The sequence below is a fragment of the Olivibacter sp. CPCC 100613 genome (genome assembly GCF_036959255.1).
Lineage (GTDB): Bacteria > Bacteroidota > Bacteroidia > Sphingobacteriales > Sphingobacteriaceae > Olivibacter.
Window position 1 is genome coordinate 665431 of record NZ_JAWMTI010000003.1, and the last position, 25992, is coordinate 691422.

Annotated in this window: 19 protein-coding genes; 7 read left to right on the forward strand and 12 right to left on the reverse strand. The window is 39.7% G+C overall.

Annotation, left to right across the window (positions count from 1 at the left end):
• Nucleotides 1-37 precede the first annotated feature (37 nt).
• The 9 genes from RYH73_RS13675 to RYH73_RS13715 all read right to left on the reverse strand — a co-directional run bounded on the left by RYH73_RS13675 (nucleotide 38) and on the right by RYH73_RS13715 (nucleotide 14869).
• On the reverse strand, nucleotides 38-1195 hold the full coding sequence (locus tag RYH73_RS13675) for a sialidase (RefSeq protein WP_335313997.1): 1158 nt from the start codon (nucleotides 1193-1195) through the stop codon (nucleotides 38-40).
• A gap of 7 nt (nucleotides 1196-1202) precedes the next feature.
• Complete coding sequence (locus RYH73_RS13680) at nucleotides 1203-2213, reverse strand: Gfo/Idh/MocA family protein (RefSeq protein ID WP_335313998.1); 1011 nt, start codon at nucleotides 2211-2213, stop codon at nucleotides 1203-1205.
• 182 nt (nucleotides 2214-2395) lie between these two features.
• Nucleotides 2396-3454, reverse strand: coding sequence for a LacI family DNA-binding transcriptional regulator (locus RYH73_RS13685; protein WP_335313999.1), 1059 nt, complete (start codon nucleotides 3452-3454; stop codon nucleotides 2396-2398).
• A 225-nt stretch (nucleotides 3455-3679) separates the two neighbouring features.
• A complete protein-coding gene (locus RYH73_RS13690) occupies nucleotides 3680-6061 on the reverse strand; it encodes a mechanosensitive ion channel family protein (RefSeq protein ID WP_335314000.1) in 2382 nt (793 codons plus the stop codon).
• 88 nt (nucleotides 6062-6149) lie between these two features.
• Nucleotides 6150-8138: an FAD-dependent oxidoreductase gene (locus RYH73_RS13695; RefSeq protein ID WP_335314001.1), complete on the reverse strand. Its 1989-nt coding sequence runs from the start codon at nucleotides 8136-8138 to the stop codon at nucleotides 6150-6152.
• 20 nt (nucleotides 8139-8158) lie between these two features.
• Nucleotides 8159-9619, reverse strand: coding sequence for a RagB/SusD family nutrient uptake outer membrane protein (locus tag RYH73_RS13700; RefSeq protein ID WP_335314002.1), 1461 nt, complete (start codon nucleotides 9617-9619; stop codon nucleotides 8159-8161).
• A 39-nt stretch (nucleotides 9620-9658) separates the two neighbouring features.
• Nucleotides 9659-12949 carry a TonB-dependent receptor gene (locus RYH73_RS13705; protein ID WP_335314003.1) on the reverse strand — a complete coding sequence of 1097 codons (3291 nt, stop codon included), beginning with the start codon at nucleotides 12947-12949 and terminating at the stop codon, nucleotides 9659-9661.
• A gap of 185 nt (nucleotides 12950-13134) precedes the next feature.
• Complete coding sequence (locus tag RYH73_RS13710) at nucleotides 13135-14283, reverse strand: FecR family protein (RefSeq protein ID WP_335314004.1); 1149 nt, start codon at nucleotides 14281-14283, stop codon at nucleotides 13135-13137.
• A 40-nt stretch (nucleotides 14284-14323) separates the two neighbouring features.
• Entirely contained in the window at nucleotides 14324-14869 is a 546-nt protein-coding gene (locus RYH73_RS13715; protein WP_335314005.1) for an RNA polymerase sigma factor, read from the reverse strand.
• 292 nt (nucleotides 14870-15161) lie between these two features.
• Between RYH73_RS13715 and RYH73_RS13720 the strand changes: the two genes are divergently transcribed.
• From RYH73_RS13720 to RYH73_RS13750, 7 genes are all read left to right on the forward strand, one after another.
• On the forward strand, nucleotides 15162-16037 hold the full coding sequence (locus tag RYH73_RS13720) for a PfkB family carbohydrate kinase (protein ID WP_442946081.1): 876 nt from the start codon (nucleotides 15162-15164) through the stop codon (nucleotides 16035-16037).
• A gap of 6 nt (nucleotides 16038-16043) precedes the next feature.
• On the forward strand, nucleotides 16044-16556 hold the full coding sequence (locus RYH73_RS13725; RefSeq protein ID WP_335314007.1) for a C40 family peptidase: 513 nt from the start codon (nucleotides 16044-16046) through the stop codon (nucleotides 16554-16556).
• Between the two features lie 121 nt (nucleotides 16557-16677).
• Nucleotides 16678-17277 (forward strand): TetR/AcrR family transcriptional regulator, encoded by a 600-nt coding sequence (locus RYH73_RS13730; RefSeq protein WP_335314008.1) that lies wholly within the window; start codon nucleotides 16678-16680, stop codon nucleotides 17275-17277.
• Nucleotides 17278-17376: 99 nt separating this feature from the next.
• On the forward strand, nucleotides 17377-18594 hold the full coding sequence (locus tag RYH73_RS13735; RefSeq protein ID WP_335314009.1) for an efflux RND transporter periplasmic adaptor subunit: 1218 nt from the start codon (nucleotides 17377-17379) through the stop codon (nucleotides 18592-18594).
• Nucleotides 18595-18596: 2 nt separating this feature from the next.
• On the forward strand, nucleotides 18597-21800 hold the full coding sequence (locus tag RYH73_RS13740) for an efflux RND transporter permease subunit (protein WP_335314010.1): 3204 nt from the start codon (nucleotides 18597-18599) through the stop codon (nucleotides 21798-21800).
• Between the two features lie 29 nt (nucleotides 21801-21829).
• Nucleotides 21830-23245: a TolC family protein gene (locus RYH73_RS13745; RefSeq protein WP_335314011.1), complete on the forward strand. Its 1416-nt coding sequence runs from the start codon at nucleotides 21830-21832 to the stop codon at nucleotides 23243-23245.
• Between the two features lie 53 nt (nucleotides 23246-23298).
• On the forward strand, nucleotides 23299-23529 hold the full coding sequence (locus RYH73_RS13750; protein WP_335314012.1) for a 4a-hydroxytetrahydrobiopterin dehydratase: 231 nt from the start codon (nucleotides 23299-23301) through the stop codon (nucleotides 23527-23529).
• On the opposite strand, the gene RYH73_RS13755 is transcribed toward RYH73_RS13750, so the two are convergent.
• The 3 genes from RYH73_RS13755 to RYH73_RS13765 are packed head-to-tail and all read right to left on the reverse strand — an operon-like array spanning nucleotide 23504 to nucleotide 25887.
• Nucleotides 23504-23815 carry a hypothetical protein gene (locus RYH73_RS13755; protein WP_335314013.1) on the reverse strand — a complete coding sequence of 104 codons (312 nt, stop codon included), beginning with the start codon at nucleotides 23813-23815 and terminating at the stop codon, nucleotides 23504-23506. The two genes, RYH73_RS13750 and RYH73_RS13755, sit on opposite strands and share 26 nt — an antisense overlap.
• A gap of 9 nt (nucleotides 23816-23824) precedes the next feature.
• Nucleotides 23825-25486: an ArnT family glycosyltransferase gene (locus RYH73_RS13760; protein ID WP_335314014.1), complete on the reverse strand. Its 1662-nt coding sequence runs from the start codon at nucleotides 25484-25486 to the stop codon at nucleotides 23825-23827.
• Nucleotides 25483-25887 carry a GtrA family protein gene (locus RYH73_RS13765; protein ID WP_335314015.1) on the reverse strand — a complete coding sequence of 135 codons (405 nt, stop codon included), beginning with the start codon at nucleotides 25885-25887 and terminating at the stop codon, nucleotides 25483-25485. The genes RYH73_RS13760 and RYH73_RS13765 overlap by 4 nt, the downstream gene beginning before the upstream one ends.
• Nucleotides 25888-25992 lie beyond the last annotated feature (105 nt).

Below are 25992 nucleotides of genomic sequence, written 5' to 3' on the forward strand. Positions count from 1 at the left end.
GTTAAGTCTGATTTGTCTTTTACATATTCGATTTTTGTTATTTCAAAAAGTACTCAAAAAACGAGTAGGCAATTTCATTGGCCTCGTTATTTGGCTCATGGGTGGGTCGATTGTGCATAGCAACCCGGTTATCATAACCCAGCATTTTATCAATCGTTACTATCCGATTTAATGCATGCCATCGTGCCGGCGGGTCCTCAGCACCTCCTAATACCAAGAAAGGTCTTGGTGCCATGAGCGCGTGCAGCTCATGTAAATTATATCCGTTTTTGACGAGTTCGGGATACAATCCATAAGCAGGATTATCAGCAGTTATCAAACCACGTTTTCGCCATGGCTTCGGATGATAACCAAGGTACCAAGGCTCCCAATAGTTAATGGATTCACGATCGTGCTGAAATAAAATTCCGGGATCAGACCATACCGCGCAAGCAAAGCGATCGAACAGGCAGGAAGCAAACATGGCCCATTTTCCACCAAAGGAATGTCCCATAATTCCGATCTTGTCGGGTAAAACTTCCGGAAATTTTGCCAACGCATAATAAGCATTTGCTGCAGCATAAGCCAGCATGGATAAAGGTTGTACTTGTGCGTCTTCGATACTCGGATAGAACAAGGAGAATTCCTTTCTTTCTGAAGCAGCCGTAGTTCCGATGGACAAGGTTACAAAGCCCCTTTTCGTCAGCTGTAAGGCGAAATCGCGATTCGGCTTTCCCTTGCCTATGGCTGTTTCAGGTTCATAAAATACGGTTATAACTGCCGGCTTCTTTCCTTTAGTTTTTGGTACCAATAGATAGCCGGTTGTCTCCTCCGTTGGTGTCCAGTAAAATTTAACCTGATATTCAAAATGGCTTTCTTTCTCCTTGGTATCTATAATTGACAGCTTCTGCCTTTGAAGTAATGTTGGCCAATTTCCCATCAGACTATCCCAACGTTTTTTTATTTCCAACTGACGCTTAGGCCAATCTTTTGCCGTGTGGAGGGTATCCCCATTATAAAAAACAGTAAGCGGCCGAAGCATATCTTGCTTGTCCTGAAACCCTTGTGGCGGACTGAAATAGGGGGCTATTTTTTTCCATAGCGCTTCTTTTTTACTTTCCGACGATTCTGTCATTTGAGCATATAAAGGAATTACGGCTCCAAGGTATAAGCCTAATATGGCCATCCATACTCGATATCCCTCTTTTACCATCATCTTCATTCTATTTCAAGACCTCCTGCAAATACACGGCAGCTCCACCCCTGTCTTTACTTAGATCAGCCGCTTCCATAAAGGCCAATATTTCTAGCGTTTCTTCTTCTTGAACAGGTGGCTGTTTCGTTTCAAAGAAGTTTATAATTTCTTCCAATAAGGGTTGATAGCCTTGGTAAGGACCAATCGATTGAATACCTTTGGTCCCGAAGGCTGTTCCTCCAAAATCACGTTTTCCTTTGCGAATTCCTCTGAAAGTTCCCAATCGTCCATCGTCCCACGTACCCACTACGACATCAGTATCTGGCGTAGAAACTCTGGTAACCGACTTACATCCCCGACCCATTACCGCATAAAGTGTTTCTACTCCATGTATTCCGTACCAAAACAGGTCAGGGTGCGTTGCTTCCAAGGTTGCAGGACTATAAGTATCTGCTCCTGTAATATCTCCGATCGATTTCGTTTCCGTTATTTCTTTAATATGATCAGCGTAACGCAACGAAGAAGCAGAAAATACAGGAACGTGTTTCTTCTTCGCGTATTCGAATATCTTTTTAGCATCCCGATAAGAGGCAGCCATGGGTTTATCAATAAAAAGCGTTTTACCAGCATCTATGACTGGGATAGCCTGCTCTAGATGCAAACGGCCATCGTTGGTCTCCAGCAGTACGTGATCGACTTTTTTAAGTAAATCAGCAATGGAATCAACAACTTCCACATTCAACTGTCTAATTTCTTCGGTATATCCTTTAATCCTCTTTACACTACTTTCAATATCGCTACTGCCCTGGGGATAGGCCGCTATAATCTTATAGCCATGAAGGGCCGCATCCGGTGTAGCTGCATTTAGTGCCTGCGCAAAAGCAATACTGTGTGATGTATCCAGACCAATAATTCCTATCCGTTTGCCCATAAGGTTTTGCGACCTAGCTGAGTGTATCAGCGGGAGATTGAGTAAACTGATCGACAAACTCGAAAGAGCTGCCTTTTTAATAAAACTTCTTCTTGGGATTCTTTTCATAATTTAGTTATTCTATTTCGTGTACGTACACGAAAAAAATATAATGCATTTTAAATGTTAATCAAATCTTATCTATCTCTTAAATAAAAATGCTCAGCTTATGGTTATAATAACGGTTACGTTACCGCAATTTACGAAAAGATATTTCAATTGCAAATTGTTTTAAAAAAAATAAATGGATTCTAATTGTGATAAAAGCGGTAGTTCTCTTTGGTAACGATATCGATGGGCATGAATTGGTCTTCAATACGCCGCTCATGCAAATCGGCATATCGATGAAGTGTCATAATACCTCTATAGCCTTGCTCCTCAGGTTTCTGACAAATTAAAAATTGTATAATACCGAGCTCAAGGTATTTAATATTTTCCTTTAAGAAATCATAGCCTATTAAAACTTTGCTGATTCCTTTCCGTTCGAAATAATGGGCAACAGCGGATACTCGCGAGTTCGTCACAAAAACACCTTCTATTCCTTTCTGCTCACTAAAAACTTTATCTAAGGCCTCTTCTATAGAAAGGGAATCGGTTTGTTTAATATCAATTTTTACAATTTGGAGCTTTTTATTATTCTTCTCAAAATAAGCTCTGAAGCCCTCTTCCTTTCGTAAAAGATGATGGTATTGGTCTAATTCTTTCGATACATTCACCAGCAAAACTTTACCGGCTTTGACGGAAAAATCCATCAATTGCGCAGCTTGATAACCACTGCAGAAGAGATGCGGACCAATGTAGCAAACGCTATTCTGTCCTGGCACATCAGAATTGATAAAGACATAGGGAATTTTACGTTCATTGCAATGAGTCGCTAACTGCATTGCTTCTTCGACAAAGGATGGCGCTACTAATAATCCGTCAACAGCTTCTTCAAGAACTAAATCTACTTGCTTTAGGAAAGATTGTTTGTCGTTGAGATCAAAAAAAAATTTCATTACCATGATACCATATTGTTTCAACGCGTTGGCGGCTCGGTCAATACCCGACAAAGGTGCCTCCCAGAAATCGGTTTCTGTAGAACTTGGAATCAGTACCGCAAATTTTGAAATTTTTTTAGACGCCAAGCGACTGGCAATGATATTTGGCTTGTAATCAAACTCTTTAATGATATCATTGATTCGTTTTTTTGTGGCCTCCGAAACCCCTTTTCTATTATGCAAGACACGATCGACTGTTGCTATTGATACATTTGCCAAGCGTGCAATTTGCTTTACACCGAATTCTTTGTTTTCTAAGGATTTGCTCATAGTTATCAACGAAAATATCTTTTTATTGAAATTAAAACAAATTATCTCTTCGTATTTACCACTAGTTAAATCCCGTAGAGCAACATCATATGCATTTGGAAAATTGTTTACGGAAACCTGCTTTTTTTTCGGTTAAAAATGGCGGTGTAAATTCCGGACTACTTTCATCCTTGGCGTTTATGACATAAAAAACTGATTATCAACAGGAAAAAAATCATATCCTACTCAAAGTGTTTCGATATTCTTTTCTGCTAACTGTTGATAAACAGTCTCGCTAATTGTGCTTTTGGGGGTGTCCGTATTGTTGAGGTTACACCAGAAAAATATTTTCACCGTTGACCATTTTCCATTCAAGGGACTAATAATAATACTTGGTGTTTTTCGCTTAAATACATGTTCATTGTCCATAATGATCTTTTTGATCATTTCAACGACTTCTTCTTTATCATAAGGCTTGGCAATTGTAACCGTCAAGTTAACACGAATGTTGTTATTGCTTAAGGTCCAATTAATGATATTATTAGAAAGTATATCACCATTTGGTATGATAATCTCAGCGCCATCATCACTTAACAAGGTACTTGAACGAATACCAATTTCTTTTACCTTTCCCTTTTTATTGCCCAGTTCGACTACATCACCAATTCGGATCGTACGATCGAAAATCAAAATAATTCCCGAGACAAAATTGCTCACTATACTCTGTAAGCCCAATCCAATTCCCACACCTAAGGCACCTAATACGACGGTAATCTTATCCACAGGCAATCCCGATGCTGCCACCGCTAGTAAAAATCCTGCGATGAGTAATACCAACCTGGTAATGAGTAGTCTGGAATGTTCTGCGTTGGCACTTTCGATGGTATCATCTCCCGTCTCTCCGAAAAAATAAGCAACGTATTTCTGTAGAAAATTGGCTGTCCAAATAATCCCCAAAAACAATAGAACACCGCCAAACGTAAAAGAAAAGCTACCAATTTTTCGCGCGGTACTTAAAAATGAACCGATCGCTTCACTAAAGAACTCTAAAATGTCCAAATGAGCTGTTAATAATACAAACCAAATAAAAACAGCAAGATAAGCCATAATCGACGAAAACTCCCGAGAGATCCCTTCCCATTCAAAATGATCAGAATAATGCTTACGCATCCTACTTGCTTTAACCTGCAAAAGAAAAGCTTCGGTAATTAAACGGAGGACTACAATCAATGCCACCGTATGCAATAAAGCATAAACACCTGTTGTATAAAAAATCTGCATTAAGGTCGTTCTTCCGAAAATGTTGGCAATAATAGCTAACCCATTGAACAACATATAGAGTGTTCCAGCGAAAACTAGTATTCGATAATTCCCATTAATAGGTTTTAGTTTCTTCAAGGCAAGAACTGCAAAGACAGTTGAAAGCAAATTGATTAATAAAATCATCCATCGCTGTACATGAGAAGAGAATCCCAATAGCCCAACCAAGGATAAAGCGAAGAACAGAATAACGAAGATTCCCCAAGATAACAAGGTATCCTTAGGCAATCTCTTAAAAAAAACAACGGTGAGTGTTATCAACAACAAAAATTGAGTCAGCTCCAGATACAGTGTCGGTGCCTGTAAATCAAAAATAGGCGCAAGGGCTAAGATTAAAGCAAGGGAAGATAAAACAGGGAGCGGAGCGATCAATCTTAAATTGAGATCTTCCAATATATCCATTTTTCCATGGTTTTTTACACTTTTAAAATTATAAAATACCCATATAAAAAATAAGGTGCCCGTAAAAAGCAGTAAGACCCGATTACTTCTTGTATTTTTGAAGTAATAGGTATTTATTTTCTTTTCGCTATCAAACATCTGATTGAATTCCGGATACTTCGCATCAGTTGCACTTGATCGTTTTTCCCACAGATAACGTTTTTCTTTTAAGAACGCTTTCGGCCCAATCGATTTAAGCTGCACATTGGTTTGGTATAACAGCTCTTGAATTGCTAATTCATTTGAGGCGATGTGTGCACGCAAGTCGTTCAGCGTATTAGTCGCCTCTCGAATAATACTATCCGTGCCTGCTCTTTTTATTCGAAGTGCTTTTATCTGAACGCTGAAAGAATCGCGAAGTGCCCTCGTTCTGAATATCTGTCGAATGACCGTGTCTTTTCGAAGCGCCGCAATTTCTTTCTTCGTACCATCCAAATCTTTGTCGTACGAAACAATAACCTCATTGTATCCATTGGCATTGTCGGTCATTTCATTCAACAAGGTCCGGAACATCTGCAAGTTTTGTAGATTGAAGGTGCGTACATTTAATGATAGACGCTCTTTCAATAAATTGATCGTCGAATCATCGGCAGCGAGCTTATTTTTGATTTCTGATATACGACCAAAAGAAGCGGTTACGGTGGGTACTTTATTTAAGGTTTCGTAAACACGTTCCAAACCTTCTAAATAATCGCCGGTAGAAAGCATATTGGTATCGGCCAATAAAGAAGAATCGTACTTTGAACGATTCATGCTCATGCTGCCCTGCGCACTCACCGTAACCGTAAAAAAAACAAACAATATACAAAAACAAGCTTTACAGGATTCATAGAATCCATTAAAAGCCAATCGATCCGTGTTGTTCATATAGTGAATAGACAATCATATTACTGTAAGATAAAGATATAACTTAAATAAATACAATCAAGTCTATTGCGTACCCTTTCTGACAAGATCATTCCGTTGGAACAAGTAAAACGCTATTAGCGGCCACTTTTCCATCGGCTTTTTGGTTATTGATTTCTACATAACAATTCTCTGCATTTTTTATTGGAAAACGACCCAACCAAACCCATTCACCCGAAGTCTGCCCTTCAATTTTAAGATCGGCTAGATTCAGTGTTTTTTCAACTTTCTGTTTCCCGTCAAACACCGTGTATGAAAGTTGAGCGCTTGATCCTTCGATTTTAGGGAAATAAGTATAAATATCATAGGTTCCAATCGATAGTTCTGAAGATTTAAATCGGGCTGTGCTCGCTTTATTATCTGTGGAAATAAAATAACTTGATCCAAAGCCCCCATGCTTTTCTTCTTTCCATTCGCCCATGAGTTGGACGTCTTGACGTACCATGCTATTAATCCAGACATCCGGCTTACGGCCGTCGCCCTTCGGATTCTTTTTCCACAAAGTCTTTATCTCATCCCCCGAAACGTCCTGTACTGCTTTTTTATAATCAATTGCCAAACTAGCCGCAAAAGCAGCGGATTGACCTAGTACCATAAAAACGGGTTCCATTCGGATGGACCCGTAGGCAATATGGCTCGCAGAAAGACAAACGGGTACTAAGAGATTGGACACCTCCGTTCTTTTAGGAGCAATTGAACGGTAAGAAATCGGGAAAGGCGGAAAACCACCTACTTCTACGTTTCCCTCATTTTTAACCATACCATTGACCACAAGTCGATCGCAATTATGCGAGTCCATCGTATAGGCCGCGTAACCAATATCATCTTTTAGCACTTCCCTTCCCTGGCAGTGATGTTGCGTCATCACCACTTCGCCGATCATCCTCCTTGCTTCTCGTATATAGAGTTGTGGGCTCCAATTACCATGCTTCGTGTATTCATCCTTAGGATATCCCCAAGATAGCATTTCACGCCGAATAAATTCAGGAACTGACGGATCGTGTCCAACAAAGTACAAAAGTCCTTTTGTATAATCTTCATGAGCCTGAATGATTTCCTGCCGCCTCGCGTAACTGGCTTCGGGATAATCCCAATTCATACCGATCATGTCCGTAGAAAAACCGTTCCGATTATTTATATCGGTTTTGTTATTAGGCATCCTACTCCAGATAAACACGTCGTTCAGTGATTTCCACGGATATTTTTCTTTCCAACGCTTAAGCAATTCGTAGCGTTTTGGATCATAGTTATTGGGTTTTTCGATCGGTATCCTATTGGCAGGATTGTTTGTCAAACAAATCCGAAAATTGTAAGCTTGTACCTTTTTATCGCCCGTTCCATCGACTTTCAACACATCATCATTTATTCCCCACAGCAAACCACTGCTACGATTTCCAGGTATTTGATAAGGGTCAATTCCGTCCGGGAATTGATGGCCGTCCATCAGCTGTACGCCATTAAGCGTTTCGCCATAAATCTGGTTATCTTCTCGACCAACGTGATAAGAAACACCTGATTTCGCCATTAAATCACCTTCATAAGAACAATCAATAAACATCTGAGCGCTTATAACGCGTGTTTGACTCACAGCCTCCTTTATCGGTGTTATCTGAATTTGTTGAATATGGGTACTTTTCTTTTTGACAGCCGATAAAATATGCTCATAAATAATGTCAATCGAAGCCTTTTGCATATAGTCTCGAAAAATACTATCGGCCACTTTGGGTTCAAAAATCCATTGCTCAAATTTCCCATAGTGTTGCCCTATCTTGCGATAAAAATCGAGCGCCAGACCCTTTACAACATATTTGTTACCGATATCGGTATAACCTAAACCACCGGAACTCATTCCGCCCAGTCGTTTTCCCGGTTCAACGAGCACGACCGATTTTCCGGCTTTAGCCGCGGTATAGGCAGCAATGACACCTGCAGAAGTACCGCCATAAATGCAGATATCGTAATTCTTAGTTTGCGCCTGCGATTGAACGCAAGTGACCAACAATACCAAAAGGTAGCAAAAACATCTATTTCTTATCATTTTTATATAACTTGTCACTATCAATAACCAGGGTTTTGATCACTTGGATTCAGGGCATTATTATTATCCATTTCCACTTTGGGGATTGGCCATAAAAAATGACTGTCGCTAACCGCTTTTCCCTTCGCCGATTGGATGACTGCACGTACCTGATCTCTACCCAAGCGCTTTAAATCGTTCCATCGTTTACCTTCAACCATAAATTCATACGCTCGTTCTTGGAAAACGGCATCGCGAAAAGACTGTTGGTTTAACCCTGCCCAATCAACTTGTGGATTGGGTGTATTAACATCTAGCCCATAAGCACGTCTTCTAACCTTGTTCAGCGCTTCATAAGCTTCTGTGGAAGGACCTCCCTCCAATTGATTTGCAGCTTCAGCGTAAATGAATAGTACATCAGCATAACGCAACACCGGCATATCATTCGCGCTCGCATCAACGGCCACCGAAGCTAAGTCTTTAAACTTTCTAAACTGATAGGGCTCGTTGGTAGGTAGCTGGACAAGCGCTCCCGTTGACCGGTGAATATACGAATCATAAAGATTAAATTCTTTTCGTAAATCACTGTCTGACCAATTGGCAATCAACGGAAAAGTTTCGCGCGCGTAAATCGTGCGGAAACCAAAAGGTGCATAAAGGGTATTCTCACCATGTATATACACCAGGTATTGAAAGCCTAAGCCCCCGGAAGAAGAATATTTGAAAGAAAAAATGTCTTCAGAACTCGTTACTACGTCGGCACCGAAAACTTTTTCAAAGTCGTTGACTGTAGAAACCGGAACCAATTGGTATATCCCCTCTTCCATTACTTCCTTAGCCAAGTTACGTGCTTGTTCCCAATTCTCCAGCGTCAAGTACACATAAGCCAACAACGTCTTTGCGGCCCCTACGGTAGGTCTTCCGGGAATTGCCGGTACCGTAGGCAGATTAGCAATCCCGGTATTTAAATCTGCTATAATTAGATTGTAAACTTCTTGCTCGGTACTCCGAGGCAGATCTGTAGGGTCATTGGAAGACTGCCTTAAAGGTACACCGCCCCAATTTCTAACCAAATCGAAATAGGCCAAAGCCCGGAGGAACCGTGCTTCTGCCAGGATTTCATTTTTTTTGTTGTCGTCCATCGTGATCGGTGGTACTCTTTCCAATACGATATTTGCCCTCAAGATGGATTGATAAGCAAACCGCCAAATCGTCTCAGCCCGACCGATATTAGCGCCGTCCAAGCCATTGTATTCACTAACAGGTCCGAAGGAACCCCTTCCATTTGCATAATCCGAACAGGATTCCGTTAATAACATGTAAAAGCCACCGTAATAGCCCAACTCTCTAAACGGGGCATAAATAGCATTAACTGCTGTTTCCGCATCTTGTGCAGTCTGATAAAAATTTTCTTCCGAAAGTCTATCTATCGGAACTTCTTCCAAGGTTTTGCTGCAAGCAGTAAATAAAATGATCGAAAATATATATAAGAGCTTTTTCATTTTTTCTATAATTTTTGTCGAACGTTATTATTTTATTAGCTAAAAACCGACCTTTACCCCCATGGTATAGGTTTTAGCTACCGGGTAACTGGTTTGATCGATGCCCAATGTAGTGGCTGAATTAGCTGTTCGACTACTGACCTCGGGATCGTACCAAGAATAGTTTGTGATAGTAATCAGGTTCTGTCCGCTTAGGTATAACTGTAAAGATTTGATCTTGCTGCTTTTAAGCGGAACGTCATAAGCCAGTCGGATATTTTTAAACCGAACAAAGGATCCGTCTTCTATAAAACGGTTCGACTCCCGGAAACTGGAACCGACGCTGATAGCTGGATAGGGCGCATTGGAATTTGGGTTTTCAGGTGTCCAACGATTTAATATGTCGGCGATCTGATTTTCTCCGAAATTAAAAGAGTTGGCCTGATTCGACAAATTAAAGTTAAACAGATCGGCGCCCTGCACTCCCTGAATAAAGATATTCAATGAAAAGTTCTTATAGCTTAGGTTGTTATTGAAGCCAAAGATGAAATCGGGATTGGGATCGCCCAAGATTGTTCTATCCTCATTGTTAATCACACCGTTGCCATCCAAGTCCTTATATTGTATACGCCCCTGTTCGTTCAAGCCATCTTCCAAGAATCCGTAAAAAACACCTACCGGATAACCTTCTCGGATAAGATTAGGACTAATGCTAAGTGGAATGGATAAACCGGCACCAAATACATCAGCATGATTTGCCAATTCGATCACTTTGTTTCGATTGGCCGAAAAATTTATGGAAGCGTCCCATTTAAAGGTTCCTCTGGATATATCCCCTCCAAGTTCGAACTCAATACCTTTGTTTCGGATACGACCGATATTCTGCATTTGATTTTGAAAGCCGGTTGAAGTAGCTTGCGGAACACTCGCTAACAAATTCTTTGTGTTTTTAATATAAAAATCAGCTGTTAGACGCAAACGTTCGTCAAATAAGCCCAAATCAAAGCCGATATTGCTTTGCGTGGTGGTTTCCCATTTTAAATCTGGATTCGGCCGCGTATTTCCGGGTGCGAAGCCCGTGTTCAATGCATCTCCTAGAATAATATTAAAACCGGAAAGCACATTTAACGATCCATAAGGTGAGATTGCGGTATTACCTGACTGCCCCCAGCTAGCCCGTAGCTTGAGATTGGAAATACTGTTGATATCTTGAAGAAATTCCTCTTCTTTTAATCGCCAACCGAAAGCCGCTGAAGGGAAATAACCCCATTGGCTACTCGCACCAAAACGGGAGGAGCCGTCCGCCCTTATACTCGCAGTTAAAAGATACTTATTTTTATAGCTATAGTTTGCCCGGAATAAGCCCGAAACCAACTTCCATTCGTTGATTGTTGATTCGGGTGTACCTATGACGGTTCCAGATCCCAAATTATTGTTCTGTAATACATCGGAAATAAAGCCGCTGGCACTCGTGATATTAACGGATGTATTTTCTGATTGATAGGTTACACCAGCCATGAGGTCCAAGGCATGGTCATCGAAAGTCTTTGTATAATTCAGGATATTCTCATTCAGAAAATTAGTTCGGGTATCGTAGCGTGTTTGTGCATTACCTGCTGGTGTTGATCGGATCAGGCGAGAGGAATAATAGTCCCTTTTTGAATTGGCATAATCAACACCTGCCGATACCTTTAATGTTAAACCTTCAATAAAGGTATATTGTAGACCGAGATTCGCTAATACACCACTTCCTGTTGTTCTGTCCACGCGCTCTTTAGCTAAAGCTACGGGGTTTTCCGCTGCGTTTGAACTAAAGGAATAAGGCACTACGTTAGAATAGTTACCATTTTCATCATAAACCGGTACGGTAGGCGGTGCCACCAAAGCCGCAGAAACTACTCCCGACCCTCTTGATTGATTGTCATTTGTGACGGCATTGTTAATGGTACGGCTCAATATCGTACTTAGGTTGACTTTAAATTTGTTTGATACCTCCTGCTCTAAATTGGAACGCAGGGATCCTCTTTTATATCCGGAATTGATAACAATACCGTCCTGACCGAAATAGCTCCCCGATACGGAATAGCGCGTTTTGTCATTTCCTCCCGCAATATTGAGACTATGGTTTTGAATTGGGGCTGTACGAAAAATTGCGTCTTGCCAATCGGTCCCTTCTCCAAAATTGTTGATTTCTTCTTGCGTAAAATAAGGAGCAGCATTATCATTACGAGCTCGTTCGTTGGCTATTTCGGCAAATTGTCGAGCATTTAAAAGATCTATTTTCTTTACCACATTTTGGAATCCGACATAACTGTTAAGTGTAACTTGGTTAACATCTTTCTTCCCACTTTTGGTTGTAATAATAACGACTCCATTTGCTCCTCGAGAACCATAAATAGCCGTTGCAGACGCATCCTTCAGTACTTCCATAGATTCAATATCCGATGGATCAAGAATAGTAGGGCTACCTGACAGCGCAAAACCGTCTACTACATAAAGTGGCTCATTACTACCGAGTAAGGAATTACCCCCACGGATACGTATATTCATACTGGCGCCAGGTGCTCCTGAACTTTGCATAACTTGCACACCCGCGCTTCTTCCTGTTAGGCTTTGCATGGCATTGGTTGACGGTAAGGCGGTAATGTCCTCTGACTTTACCGATGAAACGGACCCCGTTAAGTCCCCTTTACGGACCGTTCCATATCCTACTACTACTACCTCATCTAAAGCAGCCTCTTGAGGCACCATGGTAACCTGAACAGCTGATTTACCCGCGAGATTGATCTCCTGTGTAGCGTAACCTGTATACGAAAAAATCAAAATCACATTTGAGGCAGCATTGATCACAAAATTGCCATCACCGTCTGTAGAAGTGCCTGTTGCCGGACTGCCCTTTATTCGGACAGAAACACCCGGTAAAGCTTGTCCTCTTTCATCGTGTACTTTTCCTTTCACGGCAATCTGTTCTACTTTCGAAGTAGCTGTAAGCTCATTTTCCGAACCCTGTTTCTCCAAAACAATGACCTTATTCCTTCTGATCTCATAGCGGATTCCTCGATTTTTAAAAAGAGTTTCCAAAACAGCGTCTAAGGGTATGTTATTGAAATCAACTGACACCTGTTCCTTATCATTCAGCACCTGTTCGCTGTAAAATACGGTTAAGCCTGTCTGTTTCCTAATGGTACTAAAAAGATCAGTCAAGCTTATACTTTCCTTTTTAATACTTACCCTATATTGCGCCAATAAGGGAGTTGCAAATAGCTTCATCTGAAATAGCAAGCCTGCAATCAACAAGCCTTTTACTACATGTCGATGAAATCGGTTAAATTGATTTTTCTTCTGATACATGATTCGATGTCTATAATGGTTTTAGCAAATTCACTATAAACACACCGAACCTTTTAAAATGGGTGAAGGAAATTTTTCTTTTTGTGTAAGATTAAGTCGTTGAATAGTTAAATAGCGAAGTAGTCGATTGGTTAATTGACATAATAAAGTGTCGGTCTTACTACTTATCGCATAGAGTCTATTGCTTAAAGCCTGAAATGTAACGTGCCATCTATTACCACAGCACGCACCCCCGCGGTCGTATTCAGGTCCTCTAAAAATCCCTTCAAGTTTTTCTTATCGAGTAGACCGCTAATGCGGACATGCTTTAGTTCATTACTTTCAAAATTTACGGGTAAATCAAACCAACGCTTGATCATTTCACTAATTTCTATCAAGGTGATACCATGGAAATAATACAAGCCTTCCTTCCAGCTTAAGGCGGTCACAGGGTCAAATTTCTCCTGTGAAAAACCTTTTGTCTTACTATAGTGCCCACTTAATCCCGGAGAAAGTACTAAAGTTTCGCCACTTGGGCTTTCCAAACGTACTTTCCCTTCCAGAAGCGTTGTAACTACCTGATTATCAGCATAAGCATTTAAATTGAATTTAGTACCGAGCACGTTTACACTTGCCTTGTCTGTATGCACGATAAATGGTTGATCCGCTTTTGAGGCTATTTCAAAGTAGGCCTCTCCTTTCAAAAAAACTTCCCTGGAATTACCCGAGAAGCTCATTGGAAATTTTAACTCGGACGAGGAATTTAACCAAACTTTTGTACCGTCTGCTAATAGCAATTTATAGTCTTTCGTTGGAGGTACCAGCAAGGTATTTGTCCGACTAACGGTGTTATTGTCACCATAAATAAGCATTTCTCCTTCTTTCTGTATTTGTTGTCCTGCCACCTTTAGCACTTTATTCTCACCATCTAAATTAACCACTTCTTCGCCATCGCCCACCAATAATTGTACCTGGTAGGCATTGGATTTAGGCGAATGGCTCTCAACCAACGAACGATTCAGATTGTTCCCCTTATCTGTATATATGTAAAGAAAAGCTCCCGCAACAGTTAGTAATACAAACGCCGCTGCATAAGGCAGCCAATTTCTTATGGAGCGAACACGTGACTTTTCAACGAGACGGGCCTTTATAACCGAAAGATCTTCGGTAACATTCACCCTATCCATAAAGGTCTCCAAACGATTATAGCAGTTGTCTTCGTTTAACTTCTGCCAAAATTTTCGACTTTTTGGGTGCTGCAATAACTCCTCCTGTAACCATCGATCATCATCTTCGCTGATTACACCCATCGTTTTCTCTATATAGAGTCTTCGTATATATTCTTCGCTTACCATTTCTACTAATACACGGATAAAGTAAATTCAGGTTAATATTTTATTCGTTTTTTTTCAATTTCTCCCGCAAATTCTTTAAGCCTATTTTTAAATGGGTTTTTAATGAATTAATACTTATTCCCATCGTATTTGCAACATCTTGGTATTTCTTTTCGTGTAAATAAACTAAACTTATTGCCTCTTTCCGTTGCCGTGGTAAATCATCTAAGTTGGCCTCCAGTTTTCTATAAATATGCTCCAGCATTTCCTTATCTTGAGATTGCTCCTGGGAATTTTCGCCTGATTTTTCGTAATCGGTTTGTTTTCGGATTTTTGTTTCTGTGTTCCGTAAACAATTCAGGCATCTGTTATGAACGGCACGGTAAAGATAGCTTTTAACATCGCCATTCAATTTATCCAAACGTTTTTTTTCCCATATTTCTATAAACAAATTCTGCACGATGTCTTTCGATTCTTCTTCTTCCTTCAAGTATAAGTAAGCATAGCCACAAAGTAATTTGTAGTACTTATGAAACAATTCATCAAATGCGGTTGGATTTCGATTTCGAATACCAACAAGCAGCTGCATGTCACTTTTTGCTTCCATCAAAATTGATTCGTTAGGCTTGGATTTAAAGGAGACCACCGAAATGGTTTATAACCTTGGCTTTATCTGAAAACGAAACTAATGTTTTTTTTTCAATAAACAAATCACCAAATAAAACGGCTTAAGGATTAAATATCTGTATACCCTATTTTCACCTTCAACATATTTTACTTAAAATTATTTGATTAATTTAACGAATAGTTACCTTTGTCGGCATCTGGTTTTGTGCTGATACTTTTCCAGACGAGTTAATTTGAATGCAAGCATGTTTGATATCTGTTGTATAGGACATATGACCTTAGACAAGGTTGTTACCAGCACTGCTACTAAGCATATGCCCGGCGGGACGTCCTTTTATTTTTCGAATGCCATCAAGAATATGGATGTTGCCTTTATGTTGGTTACGGCAGTAGCCAATACGGAAAAGCATATCGTCAGTAACCTGCAAGATAACGGATTATTAATCAAGACTGTCCCTACAAAAAAGACCGTATATTTTGAAAACATATATAATGAAAATCAAGATCATCGTACACAAAGGGTCTTACAAGAAGCGGATCCATTCACTGTTGAACATTTAACAAACATTGAAGCTAAAATTTTTCATTTGGGCCCTTTGCTAACCAATGATATACCCGTGGAAGTCATCAGATTTCTTTCAAAGAAAGGGATCGTCTCCCTCGATGTACAAGGGTATTTACGTATCGTTAGTAATTATAAGGTGTACTATACGGATTGGCGTGACAAAGAAGAAGGACTTCAATATATAGATATCCTAAAAGCAAATGAATTTGAGATGGAAGCGCTTACGGGCACTTCCGATATTTATAGTGGTGCAAAAATTTTAGCCGATTACGGCGTTAAAGAAGTTGTTATTACTTTAGGCAGTTTAGGATCTATTCTTTATAAAGAAAATACATTCCACATGATTCCGGCTTATGTACCACTGCAAGTAACTGATGCCACCGGATGCGGAGATACGTATATGGCCGGTTATTTATCCAAAAAGGTAAAAGGCGCTACCTTGGAAGAAGCCGGAAAATTTGCTGCCGCTATGTCGACACTTAAAATTCAGGAATCCGGTCCATTTATAGGGACTTGTGAGGATATACAATTTGTATTGGAAAATAACCCGCAAATAGTTTACGATAGATTACCATCTAGCTAGCCAAGTATGAACAAGTATCTGTACTTAACTATTTTATTCAACAGCTTTTGGTGTTTATCGTCCAAAGCAGGGGAATGTAAAAAAGAGCAATTTATTCATTATTCAAACTTTACAATACAAGAAGTTACACCCACAGCTATCGTTACCTTTGCCAAACAGTTTTTGGGCGTACCTTATAAATTCGGAGGTAGTAACCCTCATAAAGGTTTTGATTGTTCGGGCTTTGTTAATTACGTTTTCAAAAATTTTCACTTCGCTGTGCCCCGCAGTTCAGCAGGTTTCAAGAACGAAGGTATAAACGTCCCCTTAACTGAGGCCCAAACAGGTGACGTAATTCTGTTTAGAGGTACTAATCCAAAGGTAAAGTCAATAGGACATGTGGGCATTGTAACATCTAATAAAGGGCAACCTTTACGTTTTATCCATGCGTCTTCCGGAAAATCGCGTTGTGTGACGGAGACATCGCTTAGTGGCCGCTATCAAATACGATTTGTAAAGATTGTTCGTTTAACCCCTTAAGTAATGCAACAAAATACTGTAAATCAATTACTTACAATTAATGACAATATTATGTCACGAATATTCATAAATAATATCGAAGTTTGCCTAACACTGTTAAATAACTTTAGGGGGTTAAGAAATGGGAAGTAAAGAGCGTATTCAGCGGTTGAAGGATGAAAACAGAGTAAATATTCTAGACGCATCGCTCCAAATTGTCAAAGAAGAAGGATGGCAGGCGCTGAGTATGCGGAAGATCGCTGATATTATAGAATATACGGCCCCGATGATATACGAGTATTTTGCTAATAAAGAGGCCATCTTAATGGAACTTGCCGGAAGAGGTTACTTTATGTTGGCAAAAAGGGTAAGAGAAGCAAGAGATAAGGAGGTGAGCTTAGAGAAGCAGATAGAAGCCATGTGGCTTACATATTGGGATTTTGCTTTTGAAGAGAAAGAGCTTTATCAATTGATGTATGGTGTCGGCACACAATGCTGTGAAATGGAAAAGACATTTCGATGTTTTGACTCACATGCGGTTCTCATAAGCGAAGTCATTAAAGAGATCATGAAGGCTAAACAGCCTGACGATGATATGGTTTGCAGAAAATATTTTACCTACTGGTCTATTATACACGGTCTGATTTCAATTAATATGGTAAATAAAGGAAATGGCGAGGAGACAAATCAGCAAGTTCTTAAAGATGCGATATACGGCATAACCCGTTCATTGACCGATTAATTTTTTTTATTTAAATAATAACAATCGTAAATTATTTAACACTGTTAAAAAAGGAGAAGAGAAACTCTCCAATTCACATCTAGTAATATATCAAATAAAATGAAACATCTATTTTCCAACATGACGTTTGAAATTTTTAACCCGTTATTTAACGTTGTTAAATTATTTAATAACGTAAATAGACTCACCTTTATAGCGTCTTCCATCTTTTTGTATAGCTGTTCTTCCGGTCAACAGCAACAAGGTGCTCCCCCACCGCCGTCACTACCTGTAATAACAATTAATTCGGGCGAAGAAACTGTTTTCCAGGAATATCCGGCTTCTATTGAAGGGACGGTGAATGTGGAAGTACGTCCGCAAGTAGGTGGGACACTGGATGCTATTTACGTCGATGAGGGTGCAAAAGTAAAAAAAGGCCAACCGCTATTTAAAATAAATGATCGGCCTTACCGTGAACAGCTGAATCAGGCTTTAGCGAATCTCCATGCTGCAGAAGCTACGTTAGAAAATGCCGAGCTCGAAGTAGAGAAAAAGACCAGATTAGTTAACAATAAGGTACTGGCTGATTTTCAACTAAAAACGGCTATCGCCACTCGGAACGGTGCTAAAGCGAATCTTCAGCAGGCGAAGGCAGGTGTTGAAAGTGCTAAAATCAACTTAGGCTATACACTTATTACTGCTCCGGTTGAAGGCTACATAGGTCGCTTAGTAAAAAAACAGGGAAGCTTAGTAAGTCCGTCTGACGTACAAGCACTTACAGAGTTGTCCGATATCCATGAGCTGCATGTCTATTTTGCCCTAGGTGAAAATGATTTTGTAAACTTCAAAAATAATTTCGAAGGGGCAACATTAGAAGAAAAAATCAAACATCTACCCCCGGTAACTCTAGTCCTGTCTGATCAAACGGCCTACCAACAAACCGGAAAAATTGATATGGTAGACGGCCAATTCGATAAAAATACAGGTGCTATTACACTAAGGGCAACTTTTCCTAATAAAGAGGGACTGCTTCGTTCAGGAAATACAGGTAAAATCCGCTTAGGTAAACAGCATGCAAAAGTACTGTTAGTCCCCCAGATGGCGACTTTAGAAATGCAGGATAAAATATTTGTATATACGGTGAACGATAGTAACAAAGTGACTAAGCAAGCAATACAGGTTGTCGGTAAAAGCGGTGTCAACTACCTCGTGAAAAGTGGTATTGAAAACGGGGAAAACATTGTATACAAAGGCATGGACTTATTACAGGAAGGGCAGGTAATTGCTCCCCAAAAATTGAATACTGACAGCCTCAAGTTAACAGCATATAATAAATAATCATGTTAAAGAGATTTATTGAAAGACCGGTATTAGCCACGGTCATATCCATACTACTCGTAATTCTAGGAGTTATCGGGATTGTAAAATTGCCTTTGCAGCAATTTCCTGATATAGCTCCTCCAGCCGTACAGGTAACGGCTCTTTATCCAGGGGCCAACGCCGAAACTGTTCTCCGTGCGGTAGCACCTTCTTTAGAAGAATCTATAAATGGTGTTGAGAACATGAGTTACATGAGTTCTACTGCCAGTAACGACGGATCCTTGATGATTACGGTCTATTTCAAGCTGGGTACGGATCCCGATCAAGCTGCAGTAAATGTACAAAATCGCGTTGCACAGGCGACCAGTCAATTACCTGCCGAAGTTGTTCAGGCAGGTATTACGACGGCAAAACAACAGAACAGTTTGATCATGGTATTAGATCTTTATACAGAAGACGAAGGCACTTATGATCAAACTTTTATGACAAACTATGCGCAAATCAATATCATCCCAGAGCTGAAGCGTATTCCAGGTGTAGGCCAGGCGCTGGTATTTGGTGGTAGTAAAGATTATTCTATGCGCGTTTGGTTGAATCCCAATCAGATGGCCAGTTATAAATTAACACCTGGTGAAGTAATGGCAGCCATACAAGATAAAAACGTAGAAGCTGCGCCTGGAAAATTTGGTGAGAGCAGCAGTGAAGCCTTCGAATTTGTCATAAAATATAAAGGTAAGCTTAATCAGCCCAGCGATTATGAAAATATTATTATACGCGCAAATGCAGATGGATCAGTACTTAGACTTAAGGACGTAGCGCGTGTTGAGCTAGGTGCATATACCTATGCCAGCCATACACGCATTAACGGAAAAGCAGGTCTTAATATTGGCGTTATGCAATTGGCAGGTTCAAATGCCAACGAAATACAAATTGGTATCCAGGAATTCATGGAAAAAGCAGCCAAAGATTTTCCAAAGGGTGTTAAGTACTTAGTATTATATAACACTAAGGATTCATTGGATCAATCCATTGATCAGGTTAAACATACGCTGATCGAAGCATTTATTCTGGTATTTTTAGTGGTATTTATTTTCTTGCAAGATTTTAGATCGACGCTTATTCCGGCGATTGCTGTACCGGTCGCCATTATCGGGACGTTCTTCTTCATGCAGTTGTTTGGTTTCTCCATCAATTTGCTCACGCTTTTTGCGTTAGTATTAGCTATTGGGATTGTGGTGGATGATGCAATTGTGGTAGTGGAAGCGGTTCATGCGAAGATGGAACATCAGCACTTGCCGCCCAGAATTGCCACCACGTCAGCCATGAGCGAAATTACCGGGGCCATCATATCGATTACCTTGGTTATGTCGGCAGTGTTCTTACCCATTGGGTTCATGGAAGGGTCAACAGGTGTATTTTATAGGCAATTTGCATTTACCTTAGCTATTGCTATTGTGCTTTCGGCAATCAATGCGTTAACACTTAGCCCTGCCTTGTGTGCCCTTTTCTTGAAAGAAACGCCTCATCATGGAGAAAAGAAACAACAATTAAGCTTCAAAGACAAATTCTTTGTAGGTTTTAATACAAGCTTTAATCGTCTGACAAAAAATTACGTTGGCAGCTTACGTTTCTTAGTTCGTTACAAATGGTTCAGCATGGCTGGCTTAGCAGTGCTTTTAGTGCTAACCATTTTCATGATTAGAAGAACACCTACAGGATTTATACCTTCCGAAGATCAAGGATTTATAGCCATCTCCCTTTCCATGCCTGTAGGTGCTTCTTTAGAGCGTACAACGAATGCACTGAAAGAAGCAGAACAACATTTGCAAAATACGCCTTTTACGAAGACACTTAACATTATTTCGGGTTTCAACATCTTAACCCAAGCGACAAGCCCATCGGCCGGAGTTGCTTTTATCTTATTAAAGCCTCATGAAGAACGAGGTGAGGTAAAGGATATCAATGATATTATGGGCGTGGTAAATCAAAAACTGGCGGCCATTAAAGGGGCTAATTTCTTTGTATTTACCTTCCCCACCGTACCTGGCTTTAGTAATGTTGATGGATTGGATATGGTTTTGCAAGATCGCACAGGGGGTAAATTGGATAAATTCGGTCAAGTAGGGCAAACCTTTATTGGAGAACTGATGAAGCGTCCTGAAATCATGGTTGCCTTTACGACTTTCCGCGCTGACTATCCACAATATGAGCTACAAGTTGACGATGTAAAGGCGGAGCAGCTTAGCGTCAGCACGCGCGATATTCTGCAAACCATGCAAGCTTATTTCGGAAGTTCGCAAGCATCCGATTTCAATCGGTTTGGAAAGTATTATCGCGTTATGATACAAGCCGATAAAACGGATCGTGCGGACCCCTCTTCCATGGACGGAATTTATGTCAAGAATAGGATGGGTGAAATGGTACCTATTAACACCTTAGTTAAATTAGATCGTGTATATGGTCCGGAGACGGCATCACGTTATAATCTATTTAATTCTATTGGTATTAATGCGATGCCAAATCCGGGCTTTAGTTCGGGTGACGCCATTAACGCCGTAGAAGAAGTAGCTAAACAATACCTTCCTTCCGGTTTTTCCTATGAATTTTCGGGAATGACCAAGGAAGAAATAACATCAGGGGGGCAATCGACCGTTATTTTCCTTTTATGTTTGGTATTCGTTTATTTCTTGTTAGCGGCTCAATATGAAAGTTATATACTTCCACTTGCCGTTATTCTATCTATTCCTACGGGTATTTTTGGTGTATTTGCGGCAATCGGAATGACAGGTATTGCAAACAATATTTATGTACAGGTAGCTCTGGTTATGCTTATCGGGTTATTGGCTAAAAATGCGATATTGATTGTTGAGTTTGCTGTGCAAGGGCGGAGAGCTGGAAAATCAATTGCTCTTGCAGCTTTAGAGGCCGCACAACTAAGGTTGAGACCTATCATTATGACTTCATTGGCTTTTGTAGTAGGCATGATACCGATGATGAGCGCCAATGGTCCATCGGCTCAAGGAAACCACTCGATCAGTATTGGTGCTGCAGGGGGAATGTTATCGGGCGTTATCTTAGGTCTCTTTATTATCCCCGTGCTCTTCATTGTTTTTCAACACTTGCAAGAACGTGTTTCCGGTGCACCCAAACAAGTAGGCGATGCTTCACACGATCAGCAAAGTAAAGAAATAGTGGCGGTATCTGATACGATCCCCTTAAGTTAATATCATGAAGGATAACAATATTCTAAAAAATGAACAGTAAATTAAATCTCTTTATAATCTTCGTTTTGCAGGCATTCTTTTTCGCCTGCAAAACAACGGACAAGGCTATTCATACCGAAGCGCCGATTCCAGGCAATTTTCGGAATGCGGAAGTGCTTTCTGATGATTCAATTAGTATAGCCAATATTCCCTGGCGTGATTTTTTTGGCGACGCTACCTTACAAAAACTAATTGATACCGCTATTACGCACAATGTTGATTTGCAGTTAGCTATTAAAAATATAGATGCTGCGCAAGCTACCTTGAAGCAAGCAAGAGCTGGTTATACCCCGAATGTAAATTTACAAGTAAGTGCAAACAGTACGAATCCATCAAATAATAGTTTAAATGGAATAAGCTTAAATCAATTTCTAGGAAGCAACCACATCGAAGATTACACGGCGGCTTTGGCCCTGTCCTGGGAAGCCGATATATGGGGTAAAATAAAGAATCAAAAGGCGGAAGCCCTGGCTGCCTACTTGCAAACAGAGGAAGCAAAAAAAGCTGTGCAAACACAAATTGTCTCTTATGTAGCACAAGGCTATTATAATTTACTTATGCTGCATGAACAATTAAAGATTGCCCGCCAGAATTTAGCCTTAAATGATAGTACATTAAATATCATCCAACAACAATATGATGTAGGTGAAATTACGCTTCTGGGCCTGGAACAAGCGGAAGCGCAACGATTGGCTGCAGCATCTTTAATTCCGGATTTCGAACAACAGATTAATATACAAGAAAATGCATTAAGTATTTTAAGCGGCAAACTTCCAGAAGCTATTGCCATGCAAAGCACCTTGGATGATATTAGAATCCCGGAAAAAATTAGTGCCGGGGTACCGTCATTATTGTTAAGCAGACGACCTGACGTGAAACAGGCTGAATTAGCCGTTGTGGCTGCTCGCGCGAATCAGCGGTATGCCAGAGCAAGCATGTATCCTTCATTGACCATAAGTGCACAAGGAGGGGTTAACTCTTTTAAGTCGAGCAATTGGTTCAATATTCCAGCGTCGTTATTTGGTACGGTAGCAGGAGGAATCGCACAGCCTATTTTGCAACGTAGACAGCTAAAAACAAACTACGAATTAGCCGCAATTAATCATGAAAAAAGCGTTATTCAATTTAAGCAGTCAGTTATTACCGCTGTGGGAGAAGTTTCCGATGCACTAATTGCATTAAATAAATTAGAAGAAAAGCAATCTATAGCTTTGAATCGTACCAATAAGCTTCAAAGTGCCATCCATAATGCGGATTTACTATTCAATACAGGAATGGCAAACTACTTGGAAGTTATCACCGCGCAGAGCAATGTCTTACAGAGTGAACTTGAATTAGCGCAGATCAAAAAGTCTCAATTGGTAGCAGTAGTCGATTTGTACCGCTCCTTAGGTGGTGGTTGGTAAAAGACCGAACAAAAACCAATAGGATTTGTTTATCTGTTATTAAATAATAATTCATGTGGAAAGAAAACAACAATAGTTTATATAAGCATTTTGAATTTAACAATTTTTCAGATGCTTTTGCCTTTATGACGAAAGTGGCCTTATTGGCGGAATCATCTCAACATCATCCGAGGTGGACTAACGAATGGAATAAAGTGGAGATTTGGTTGTCAACCCATGATCAGGGAAACGTAGTAACAGAGAAAGATCGAAAATTAGCTATTGCAATCGATAAGCTTGTATAAAAAAGGTGTCTATGATTTGCATAGACACCTTTTTTATATTAAACACACCCTCTATTTTGATATGCTGGAAAACAGCTATATTCATATTCATAAGTTCAAAAACTGTAGACCCTTTTGTCTTTATAACCGCTGAACCTATTGTAATTTCATTACACCGAGCAACGTAACAATCACTTTCATATAGATATTTTTCGATTGCTTTTTTACTTGGATCAGCCAGTAGTAACAGATCCCAAGGGTAATTGCTATTGATGACAATCAACTCGATCAACATATTTGTGTCCATCAGACAAACTTAATGAATCGCTTGAAGTTCGACCAGCGAAAAGTTTGTCAAAGTTGTCGATCTAGTTTTATAATTAAGGAAATCCCACTTCAACTTCGTAATATGATAGTGGTCAAAAGTCTCCAATACCCTTAGCTGGTAACGTGTTTTCAGGTCTTCAATAGCAGTAGTAGGTAGAAAAATCAGTTGTCTTTCGCCATTTTTTGGCTTTAAAAGTGATTTATCACGTACATATTCTACACGATTCGGTGCATAAAAGTCAAATGCAAAACTATGCCCTTCATAATTTTTCACTATTTCATTCGGATAATGATTCTGTAACCAGATGCCGGCCATCATACCAGCTTGATAGCGCAATAAGGTCGGGTAAAAAAAAATATAAGCGAACAACATAAAAATGATTGCTAAAGAAGCACTCCGACAAATTAGATTTTGAACACTTACCTGAAAAAACTTAAAATAAACAGTAGCAGTGATAAGCAGTGTTAAAAAAATAAAAAGGAATTTGAAAGGGACATTAAAAATCATTGCTATTCCTATCAAAAGGGAGCAGACTAATGCAAAAACAACATGTTGTATAATTGAAATTGTTTTCAATGACTTCTTCCCCAGCTGAGTAAGACATGAAGCAGTGATGAGTGAAAAATACGGAAAGATGATAATGATATAGTGGGGTAATTGAAACTTTGAAAAGGAAAAAAGAAGAAAAGCGACAAGAGCATTACTATTCACTATAAGGGTAACATGTTTCCGTTTGCCCATAATTGATCGCTTTTTCAGCTTATTGAATACGGCCATATAGAAAATCACACTCCAAGGCAAAAAGGCCCACAACGTTGTGTGCAGAAAAAAACTGACATCTCCCTTCCCTTTAATTGGTCCAGTATTGAAAAACCGACCAAACTGACTATCCCAAAAAAAGAAGCGGATGCCAGAAACATTTTGTCGATTAAAAACTACCTTTTCGGGGTGCATGTCGAACTGTGCATAAAGTGCATATAGTTCAGGTAAAATAAATAGGCCAACTAAAAGGATCGCAAGCCACCACTTCATTTTAAGTAGTTCCTTATATTGAGCTGTGATTATCCAATAAATGACAAAACCAGCTAATACCGGAATGATCACAAAAATTCCTTTTACCATAATACCACATGCCAAAAAGAATGAACCCGGAATGATCTGATATGGCGAAGAACGATAAGCCAAATAATAGTGAAAAACACTAGCCGATGTAAACGTTGTTAAGTAAATCTCGGCTCTTACGTCAAAATTTGAAATCACGACATGGAAGGCCGTCATATATACGATGACAGCAATCAATGCGGACTTTTTATCATATAATGCAGAACCCAGCAAATAAAGGTAGTAACTACCAAGCCATCCGATCAAGAGAGAAGGAAGCTTATACGCCCATCCACTTACCCCAAAAAACTCAAAGGAACTTGCTGCTAACCAAAATGTTAAATGTGGTTTATCCAACCAATCCTCTCCCCTTACATATAGGTTCAACCAATCATCATAGTGCAACATATTTTTGGCGATCGATGCATAGAGAGCCCCGTCGGGTTCCATCACCCCACCAAAGAGACTCAAAATACTTATAGATGCGATAATCAATAGTAGAATACCATAGGTTCTTTCTTCTTGATGAATTGTTCTGTATTTTCTCATTGCTGCTGCTTAAAAATCCGCTGGTCTTTAAATGTTATGAAATTATTTACCAAAAAATTCCATATAAATACCAATCCAATCGCAATACACTTGCTTAGATAAAAGTTAAGGTTACAGTACTGAACCAAACAAAACACAAGAAAAGTGTTTAATGCCAAACCAATTAAACTAAAAAGGGCAAAATAGCCGAATTGAAAACCTATTTTACCTTTATTATTAAATGTCCAGAATTTATTGAGGCAAAAATTACTCAATACAGCCATCGAAAATCCGATACCGTTGGCTGCGTACTGATTCAAACCAATCCGTTCCTTAAAAAACCAAGTGAACAAAAAATCTATAATGAATCCTATTCCTCCTGTTATCGCAAACTTTACAACTTTCCACATCTTATGTCCCATAAAAGAAAGAATTATGTATTAAAAAACGGTAAGAAAAACCGTTGATTCACAAAACATAACGAAATCATAATGACTATTTAATATAGGAACAGTTTAAGCGTATGC

Excerpts from the sequence above, each read along its gene's own strand:
- RYH73_RS13675 (WP_335313997.1), bottom strand. The coding sequence starts at position 1,195 with ATGATGGTAAAAGAGGGATATCGAGTATGGATGGCCATATTAGGCTTA.
- RYH73_RS13680 (WP_335313998.1), bottom strand. The coding sequence starts at position 2,213 with ATGAAAAGAATCCCAAGAAGAAGTTTTATTAAAAAGGCAGCTCTTTCG.
- RYH73_RS13685 (WP_335313999.1), bottom strand. The coding sequence starts at position 3,454 with ATGAGCAAATCCTTAGAAAACAAAGAATTCGGTGTAAAGCAAATTGCA.
- RYH73_RS13690 (WP_335314000.1), bottom strand. The coding sequence starts at position 6,061 with ATGAACAACACGGATCGATTGGCTTTTAATGGATTCTATGAATCCTGT.
- RYH73_RS13695 (WP_335314001.1), bottom strand. The coding sequence starts at position 8,138 with ATGATAAGAAATAGATGTTTTTGCTACCTTTTGGTATTGTTGGTCACT.
- RYH73_RS13700 (WP_335314002.1), bottom strand. The coding sequence starts at position 9,619 with ATGAAAAAGCTCTTATATATATTTTCGATCATTTTATTTACTGCTTGC.
- RYH73_RS13705 (WP_335314003.1), bottom strand. The coding sequence starts at position 12,949 with ATGTATCAGAAGAAAAATCAATTTAACCGATTTCATCGACATGTAGTA.
- RYH73_RS13710 (WP_335314004.1), bottom strand. The coding sequence starts at position 14,283 with ATGGTAAGCGAAGAATATATACGAAGACTCTATATAGAGAAAACGATG.
- RYH73_RS13715 (WP_335314005.1), bottom strand. The coding sequence starts at position 14,869 with ATGGAAGCAAAAAGTGACATGCAGCTGCTTGTTGGTATTCGAAATCGA.
- RYH73_RS13720 (WP_442946081.1), top strand. The coding sequence starts at position 15,162 with ATGACCTTAGACAAGGTTGTTACCAGCACTGCTACTAAGCATATGCCC.
- RYH73_RS13725 (WP_335314007.1), top strand. The coding sequence starts at position 16,044 with ATGAACAAGTATCTGTACTTAACTATTTTATTCAACAGCTTTTGGTGT.
- RYH73_RS13730 (WP_335314008.1), top strand. The coding sequence starts at position 16,678 with ATGGGAAGTAAAGAGCGTATTCAGCGGTTGAAGGATGAAAACAGAGTA.
- RYH73_RS13735 (WP_335314009.1), top strand. The coding sequence starts at position 17,377 with ATGAAACATCTATTTTCCAACATGACGTTTGAAATTTTTAACCCGTTA.
- RYH73_RS13740 (WP_335314010.1), top strand. The coding sequence starts at position 18,597 with ATGTTAAAGAGATTTATTGAAAGACCGGTATTAGCCACGGTCATATCC.
- RYH73_RS13745 (WP_335314011.1), top strand. The coding sequence starts at position 21,830 with ATGAACAGTAAATTAAATCTCTTTATAATCTTCGTTTTGCAGGCATTC.
- RYH73_RS13750 (WP_335314012.1), top strand. The coding sequence starts at position 23,299 with ATGTGGAAAGAAAACAACAATAGTTTATATAAGCATTTTGAATTTAAC.
- RYH73_RS13755 (WP_335314013.1), bottom strand. The coding sequence starts at position 23,815 with ATGGACACAAATATGTTGATCGAGTTGATTGTCATCAATAGCAATTAC.
- RYH73_RS13760 (WP_335314014.1), bottom strand. The coding sequence starts at position 25,486 with ATGAGAAAATACAGAACAATTCATCAAGAAGAAAGAACCTATGGTATT.
- RYH73_RS13765 (WP_335314015.1), bottom strand. The coding sequence starts at position 25,887 with ATGGGACATAAGATGTGGAAAGTTGTAAAGTTTGCGATAACAGGAGGA.